Origin of the sequence: Treponema sp. UBA753, assembly GCF_002297325.1 — a bacterium.
Classification (GTDB): Bacteria; Spirochaetota; Spirochaetia; order Treponematales; family Treponemataceae; genus Treponema_D.
This window is the reverse complement of the sequence record NZ_DBKJ01000130.1, coordinates 2,770-10,557: the sequence shown is the minus strand read 5'-3', so window position 1 is coordinate 10,557 and position 7,788 is coordinate 2,770. Positions and strand designations below refer to the sequence as shown.

The window sequence follows — 7,788 nt, the reverse complement described above, 5'->3', positions numbered from 1 at the left end:
TTTATTATAAATCAGCATAGATATTTTACTATATATTGAAAAAAAATTCCATAGAAAAAAATTATATGCGCTGTTCAGTTTTGCCTTGAAACTGCCGAAATTCAATTCATAATGGAAAGATTCAGACTGCTTTCGGCATTTTTCATAGGCACTTTTTTTTATACCGTCATGGCTTTTATCGGCGGAAGCGATGGAATTTGGGCTATGAAACAGCTTCAGGAGCAGAAACAACTTTTGAGTGCGCATACGGCTGCAATTGAAAAAACTTATGACGAGCTTTCTCTTGAGCAGATTGCGCTTCAAAAAGACCTTGATGTTATTGCCTCTTACGCGAAAAAACTGGGCTATGTCTCTGAAAGTGAAAAACTTGTAAAAATTTCAGGGCTTGCTTCACGGGAAACTCATATTTTTGATCCCGGAACTTTAATCCGCCACCATGAAGTAAAGTATATTCCAGAATGGCTTTGCAAGTCTTCTGCATTGACTATAATGGTTCTGGCTTATTTTGTTTTGTTTTTAGCTGACTTGCAGAAAGGCTGCATTCATTTTCCTTCAAGAAAAAAAATCACAAGTGGCGGGATTGCGGTTTATGATATGCAATAAAAATGAAAATTCAGCTCATATTGCGGCGGATTTTTTGAAGCGCGGAAAAATTTGCGTTCTTCCAACAGATACAGTTTACGGATTCAGCGGAATTGCCGAAAATTCATTGCAGTCAAAATTTGATACAGACGCAAAAATAAGAAAAATAAAGGGCAGGGAAGAAAAAAAGCCTTTTATCCAGCTCGTTTCTTCTCCAGATGAAATATCAAAATATTCTGACTTTAAAATTCCAAAGCCGCTTACGCAAAAATGGCCAGGAGCTTTGACTGTTATAGTTCCGCTAAAATTTCCTTTTTCTGAAAAAAATGCAACTGTTGCTTTCCGCTGTCCGGGAGATTTGTGGCTTAGAAATGTAATTGCTGAATGCGGATTTCCTATTTACAGCACAAGCGTGAACCGAAGCGGCAGTCCTGTTTTGGATTCAGTTTGCGGAATTGAAAAAGAATTCACAAATGAAGTTGATTTGATTATTGACGACGGCGACAAAAAAGGCTCTTTGCCTTCAACGATTGTGCTTTTAGAAAATGACGGCTGGAAAGTTTTAAGGCAGGGAAGCGTTATCGTTTAGTCCAGCTGACTTCAACTTCTCCCTGTGAAATTCCTCCCGGGGAATTTTTGTTTTCTACAAGAGTTGTCTTTTTGCCAGAAAGAGTGTTGCCTGAAAGTTTCATGTTCCATTCAACCGGAGCTGCATTTGCTGCGTTTTTCAATGCTTCTTGGCGCGGAATTTCCGGGAAAAATGAAGCGTTTGGCTTTCCGTTCTGCTTTATCTTTATAGAATTTCCTTGAACCGTTATCGAAATATTCATGCTTGCTCCGTTTTTAAAGATAACAAAGCCGCGTCCGCCTCTTAAAATTAAAATTTTTTCTATTAGCGGCTCTCCTGTCCAAGTCCCTGCGATTGCTTCGATTGAATTTTCATTTGCAGAAGAGATTTGAGGTTCTTGACTTTCCTGATTCTGTGGTTCTGGCTGTGAAGGAAGCTGAATGTTTCCCGAAAGATTTTGCAGAAGATTTTCCAGCGAAGGCTTTGCATCAAGAAGAATTTTATAGTATGTGTCGTATTTCTTTGTGGAGCTTACATTCTGCTTGCCGTCAGCTTTTATTGCGTTTAATGTGCATAGCCAGCCACCGTCCGTGTCTTCCTGAATTTCCGCATAAAATGAAATGTTTCTAGTTTCTGCGCCTGGGTAGTAGTTTTCGTTTCTTCTGTCGTTAACGGAATATCCGTCAACCGTCTGAAACTGCGCAAAAAAAAGATCCGTGGTCATTTTTATCATGTTGGAATCTTTTGAAGATGATACGGTCGCAAAAAAATCCACCGTTTCTGCAGAAAATGCAAAAGTTGCCAAAAAGAGGATAATTATTTTTAATGCAGGATTTTTTTTGCTCTGCAACTATTTCTCCCTTTATCCGTCCAGCCTGTTTCTGAATTCCCTTGCAATGTCGCGCTTTACATCTCTGTCTTTTATTGCGGCACGCTTGTCGAATTCTTTCTTTCCTTTGCAAAGTCCGAGATTTATTTTTACAAGCCCTTTTTTCAGATAGACTTCGAGCGGAACAAGAGTGAATCCTTTTTCCTCTGTTTTTCTCTGAAGCCTTTTTATTTCGTCTTTGTGAAGAAGCAATTTTTTCTTTCTGTCCGGCTCGTGGTTGAACACAGAAGAAAATGTATACTCCGAAATATGAAAATTCTGAAGCCAGACTTCTCCGTTTTCTATAAAGGCAAAACTGTCGCCAAATGAAATGTTTCCGGCTTTTATGGATTTTACTTCCGAGCCTTCAAGCGCGATTCCACATTCAATAGAGTCTGTTACAATATAGTTGAAATGTGCCTTTCTGTTCTGCGCGACAGTTTTCCGTGCTTCTTCCATATCTATAAATAGTATATTTTTTTTCAAATAGTTTCAACAAGAGTTTTTTTTGAAACTGCTCTTCGGCAAACTGCTTAAAAATATGTTGCTTGATAATAAAGTTCTTTTTTGCTATTGTTTGTGCATGAAACAGAATGTCGGAGATTATTCATTTGAATATAAGAAAAAGCAGCAGGTCAAGTTCATGCACGCTGTTGTCTTTGTGGTTTCAGTCTTTGTTTTTATTTCAGTTTTTTTGAACTGCATTTTATTTTCAACTTTTATAAATTCATCGTCAATGGAAACTGATGTTTCTAAGGGCGGAATTGTTTTTGTGTGTCCGTTTTTGCGAAGCCCTTCGCGCGGGCAGGTTGTGTATCTTTCGCGCATGGACGGAGAAAAACTTTCGGCCGGACAGAAATTTCTTAATGCCGCAGTGAAATTTTTTACATTGCAAAAGTATTCACCGTTTGGAAGAAATTCGCGCATGACTGGAAAAAACACTGTAAGACGCGTTGTGGCTCTTCCTGGAGATTCGTACTACATGAAAGACTATGTGCTTTATGTTAAGCCTGCAGGACAATCGCATTATCTTACTGAATTTGAACTTGCTTCAAAGCCTTATAATATAAGCATTTATTCAGTTCCTGTCGAATGGGACGGAATGGGATGCTCCGGCCAACTGGAAGAAGCAACCTTGGGAAAAAACGAGTATTTTGTGCTTGCAGACAACCGCATAGAAGGCTTGGATTCCCGCGTCTACGGAAAAATTCCTTCGTCAAGAATAAAAGGGCGCGTAATCTGGCAGTGCTTTCCGTTTGGAGAAATGAGGCTCTACTGATTTTTGATGAAAAGTGCGGCTTTATATGTCCATATTCCGTTCTGCCTAAAGAAATGCAGCTACTGCGACTTTTTCAGTGTGGAAAATTTCGGGCGCATAGACGACTTGTATCTTGAATGCTTGAAAAATGAAGCCGCTTTTTATGCAGAAAAGTACAAAATTGATTTTTGGAGCACCATTTATATCGGGGGCGGCACTCCAAGCCTTTTGTCTGCTAGCCAAATTGAAAAACTTGCAGTTTACTTGAAAAATACCTGCCTTTGCAAGAATATTCCGCCTTTGGAATTTACAATAGAAATGAATCCTGAGTCAGTTTCAAAAGAAAAGCTTGATTCAGCATGGAAAAATGGCATTACGCGCCTTTCCCTTGGAATTCAGTCGCTAAATAAAAACGCGCTGAAGTCTGTCGAGCGTCATTGCAGTGCGGAAAAGGCTTTTGCGGCTTTGGAAACTGTAAAATCCTGCTGGAAGGGTGAACTTAACTTGGATGCGATTGCAGGTCTTCCTTGCCAGTCCGAAGAGGACTTTCTTTTGTCGCTTGAAAAAATAATTTCGTACAATCCGGGGCATATTTCTCTTTATACGCTTACTGTTGAAGAAAAAACTCCGCTAGCAAGGAATATTTCATCTGGAAAAATAAGTTTTGACTTTGACGAGGCTGATTCCCAGTGGCTTTCCGGACGCGATTTGCTTTTAAAAAACGGTTTTTTTCAGTATGAAGTTTCAAACTTTTGCCAAAATGGAAAAAAAAGTGTTCATAATAGTTCTTACTGGGCGCAAAAAGATTATGTTGGCATTGGATGCTCTGCCTGCGGAACTTTTTATGGGAACAAGAGTTTTCGCTGGATAGATACGGAAAATATTTTGGAGTACGAAAATTTCTGGAGCAAGCAGTTTCCTCTTGAATCAGAAATTCCAAGAAGCATAGAAGAATTCAGCCTTGAAACTCGGGAGTTTGAGTTCTTGATGATGGGACTTAGGACTTTTGAAGGCTTGAATTCAGCCCAATATAGAAAAAACTTTTGTTCCGTTGAGCCGTGGAATGGCGACTTGGAAAAACGTCTTGAGCCTGTAAAGAAATTCGGTATTAAAACTACGGAAAATTCAGACAGCTCTAAGAATTTTTCACTTACAGAAGATTCAATCTTGTTTTTGAACAAAATTCTGCTTGAGCTTTAGCAATAATTGATATTTTCTCTTGACTTAAAATATGAAATTCCGCATAATAAAAGAACTTATTATAGTAAGGAGTTCTACTGTGCCTTGTGGAAAGAAAAGAAAGCGCGCAAAAATAGCGACACATAAGCGTAAGAAGAAGCTTAGAAGAAATCGCCATAAGAGTAAGTAAAATAGCTTTGTAATTTTTTGCAAGGTTATTGGATTATTTCAAAAGGCCTTTTTTCATGGAGACCGCGGTTATTTTTATTTGACTGCGGTCTTTTTTGTGTTTTTGGAGCTTTAACTTGATTTTAAATGATATTCATTCGCCTGAAGATTTAAAGCTTATTCCAAAAAAGCTTCTTCCTTCACTGGCAAAAGAAATCCGCAGTAAGATTATAGAAGTTGTAGGGCATAATGGCGGACATCTTGCAAGCAACCTTGGCGTTGTGGAGCTTTCAATTGCCCTGCACAGAAGTTTTTCTAGTCCGCAAGATGCCATTATCTGGGATGTAAGCCATCAGTGCTATCCGCATAAAATTCTTACTGGTCGCTACGAGCTGTTTTCGTCAATAAGAATGAAGAACGGAATTTCTGGCTTTACAAAAATCAAGGAAAGTCCTCACGATTATTTTGATGCAGGACACGCTTCTTCTTCCATTTCATCTGCGTTGGGACTTTTGTCTGCCTGGGAACTTGAAGGAAGAAAAGACAAAGTTGTTGTTGTAATTGGCGATGGAGCTCTTACCGGCGGAATGGCTTTTGAAGGATTGAGTCACGCAGGTCAGCTTGCTAAAAATTTGATTGTTGTTGTAAATGACAACCAGATGTCGATTGACAAGAATGTCGGCTCAATTTCGCGTTATCTTTCCAGTCTTGCTTTTTCTGACAGCTATCACGGATTCCGCTATAAAGTTGACCGTCTTATCGATAAAATTCCTTATTTTAACCGCTGGCTTGGAAAAGTTGTTTTCAGGCTGAAACGCGGACTTAAAGGGCTTTTTTTTACAAATAATCTGTTTGTTGATCTTGGATTTGAATACACAGGACCTTTGAACGGACACAGCATTGACGAGATGGAGCGTGTCTTTAACCGTGCGAAAAAAATTCCGCGGCCTGTTGTAATTCACGTTGTTACAAAAAAAGGAAAAGGCTATAGTCCTGCTGAGAACAATCCTTCTGTCTTTCATGGAGTCGGGCCTTTTAATATAACTGACGGAATTGTTGAAAAATTTGACAATTTGAGTTTTACAGAAAATTTCAGCAATAAAATTGTGGAAATGGCTCAGGCGGACAATAGGATTGTTGCAATTACTGCGGCAATGTCAAAGGGAACTGGACTTGATGCTTTTTCAAGAAAATTTAAAGATAGATTTTTTGATGTTGGGATTGCAGAGGAGCACGCTGTAACTTTCGCAGGAGGAATTGCCGCTGGAGGTTTGATTCCTGTTGTTGCAATTTATTCAACTTTTATTCAAAGAAGCGTTGACCAGATTATAGAAGATATTGCTCTGCAAAACAGGCACGTTATAATTGCCCTTGACCGCGCTGGAGCAGTCCCTTCTGATGGAGAAACTCATCAGGGAATTTTTGATATTGCGCTTTTTAGACCTGTGCCGAATCTTTCTATGATTTCCGTAGCAGGAAAAAAAGACATGGAGCTTTGCCTTGATTGGGCAGTAAACAAAGCTCAAGGTCCTGTTGTAATGCGCTGGCCAAAAATGGCTTGTCCTTCTGAACTTGAGCCTTTTTCAGCTCCTGTAGAACCTGGGAAAGGTGTGCTTTTGCAGACTACGGATTTTGCGCCTTCCATTTCTTCTTTTGGGCAGGGCGAAGATTCCTGGAGAAAAAAAGTGCTTTTGGTTTGCACTGGAAGCGTTTTTTCAGAAACATTGAGAGCCGCCCGCGCGCTTGTTTTGGACGGAATCGATGCTGATATTTATTCTCTTAGATTTATAAAGCCTTTTGATGAAAAATATTTTGCTGGAATCGCAAAGCTTTATTACGGAATTGTTTTTATAGAAGACGGAGTAAAAATGGGCGGAATTTCAGAGTGGCTTGAAAGTTTTGTGCGAGGCTCTCCTGAAACTTCATTTTTAAAAACTGCGGTTCTTGCTTTTCCTGACAAATTTGTTGCAAATGGAAACCGCGAACAGATTCTGGATGAAGCTGGACTTTCTTCTGAAAAAATTGCAACTGCGGCTAAGGAACTAATGCGGATATGAAAAATTTAAATTTGGCTTCAAGAAAAATTTCAACAGATTTTCCGGCGTTTGTGATGGGAATTGTAAACTGCACTCCAGATAGTTTTTTCAGCGCAAGCAGAGGCGGCGCAGAACGTGCTTTTGAGCTGATTGAAGAAGGCGCGGACATTCTTGATTTGGGCGGAGAATCTACTCGTCCAGGTTCAGATTATGTGAGCGCGGAAGAAGAAATAAAGCGCATTGTTCCTGTCATAGAAGAAATCCGCAGAAAAAGCGATATTCCGATTTCAGTTGACACAAGAAAAAAAATTGTTATGCAGGCTGCGTTTGATTCTGGAGCGGACATTTTAAATGACATTTCAGCATTGGAAGATGACCCTGAACTGGCTTTTTTTGCAGCGGAAAAGAAAATTCCTGTGGTTTTGATGCACAAGCGCGGAATTCCTTCTACAATGCAGGCAGACACAGAATATAAAAATATTTTTAATGAAGTGAGCTCGTATCTTGAGCAAAGAGCGGAATTTGCCATAAAAAGCGGAATTGAAAAAGAAAAAATAATCGTAGATCCTGGAATTGGATTTGGGAAAAATCTTGAAGGAAATTTGAATCTTATTTCAAACTGCGGCTCTCTTTGCGGCGGAAAATTTCCTGTGCTTATGGCGCTTTCAAGAAAATCTTGCATAGGACAAGTTACGGGGCGAGAAGTTCAAGAAAGGCTTTATGGAACTCTTGCCGCTGATTTGATTTCAGTTTTAAAAGGAGCTTTTATGGTTCGCGTGCATGACGTTGCTCCTTGTAAAGATACCCTTGCTGTGTTAAAATCGCTTTTAAAGTATGAATCAGTTTGAGACTTTAATAAAAATATATGATTTTATCAGGCCTGTCCTTGATATAGGAATTATTACATTTCTTCTGTACAAGGCTTATCAGCTTATAACAAAAACCAATGCGATTCAGCTTATAAGAGCTGCGGTGGTTGTGGTTCTTTCTTATGCGGTTGCAGTTATCCTTCAGCTTAGAACTTTGCTTTGGATTTTTTCGGTTATTGCGCCGGGACTTATGATGGCTTTTGCGATTGTTTTTCAGCCGGAATTAAGAAAAGTTTTTCTTAAACTTGGACAGGCTGAAT

8 protein-coding genes and 1 pseudogene are annotated in these 7,788 nt (G+C 39.3%); 7 read left to right on the top strand and 2 right to left on the bottom strand.

The window, feature by feature from the left end; translation table 11 throughout:
* The first annotated feature begins 168 nt into the window (after positions 1–168).
* Entirely contained in the window at positions 169–603 is a 435-nt protein-coding gene (locus B4C08_RS10370; RefSeq protein ID WP_296665131.1) for a septum formation initiator family protein, read from the top strand.
* Positions 590–1,171, top strand: a complete 582-nt coding sequence (locus B4C08_RS10365) for an L-threonylcarbamoyladenylate synthase (RefSeq protein ID WP_296665129.1) — start codon at positions 590–592, stop codon at positions 1,169–1,171. Before B4C08_RS10370 ends, B4C08_RS10365 begins: the two co-directional genes overlap by 14 nt.
* Here B4C08_RS10365 and B4C08_RS10360 read toward each other — a convergent pair.
* Positions 1,161–2,000, bottom strand: coding sequence for a TP0183 family DNA metabolism protein (locus B4C08_RS10360; RefSeq protein WP_296665127.1), 840 nt, complete (start codon positions 1,998–2,000; stop codon positions 1,161–1,163). The genes B4C08_RS10365 and B4C08_RS10360 overlap by 11 nt on opposite strands.
* Before the next feature lie 12 nt (positions 2,001–2,012).
* Complete coding sequence (gene smpB, locus B4C08_RS10355) at positions 2,013–2,477, bottom strand: SsrA-binding protein SmpB (protein ID WP_296665125.1); 465 nt, start codon at positions 2,475–2,477, stop codon at positions 2,013–2,015.
* Between the two features lie 124 nt (positions 2,478–2,601).
* Between smpB and lepB the strand changes: the two genes are divergently transcribed.
* The 5 genes and pseudogenes from lepB to B4C08_RS10330 form a co-directional block, all read left to right on the top strand.
* Positions 2,602–3,297 (top strand): signal peptidase I, encoded by a 696-nt coding sequence (gene lepB / locus B4C08_RS10350; RefSeq protein WP_296665123.1) that lies wholly within the window; start codon positions 2,602–2,604, stop codon positions 3,295–3,297.
* Positions 3,298–3,303: 6 nt separating this feature from the next.
* Complete coding sequence (gene hemW / locus B4C08_RS10345; protein ID WP_296665135.1) at positions 3,304–4,476, top strand: radical SAM family heme chaperone HemW; 1,173 nt, start codon at positions 3,304–3,306, stop codon at positions 4,474–4,476.
* Positions 4,477–4,760: 284 nt separating this feature from the next.
* Positions 4,761–6,680, top strand: a complete 1,920-nt coding sequence (gene dxs, locus B4C08_RS10340; protein ID WP_296665121.1) for a 1-deoxy-D-xylulose-5-phosphate synthase — start codon at positions 4,761–4,763, stop codon at positions 6,678–6,680.
* Entirely contained in the window at positions 6,677–7,507 is an 831-nt protein-coding gene (gene folP / locus B4C08_RS10335) for a dihydropteroate synthase (RefSeq protein WP_296665119.1), read from the top strand. The genes dxs and folP overlap by 4 nt, the downstream gene beginning before the upstream one ends.
* Positions 7,494–7,788, top strand: a pseudogene (locus tag B4C08_RS10330) (TIGR00159 family protein); the annotation flags it as partial. The gene folP and the pseudogene B4C08_RS10330, both read left to right, overlap by 14 nt.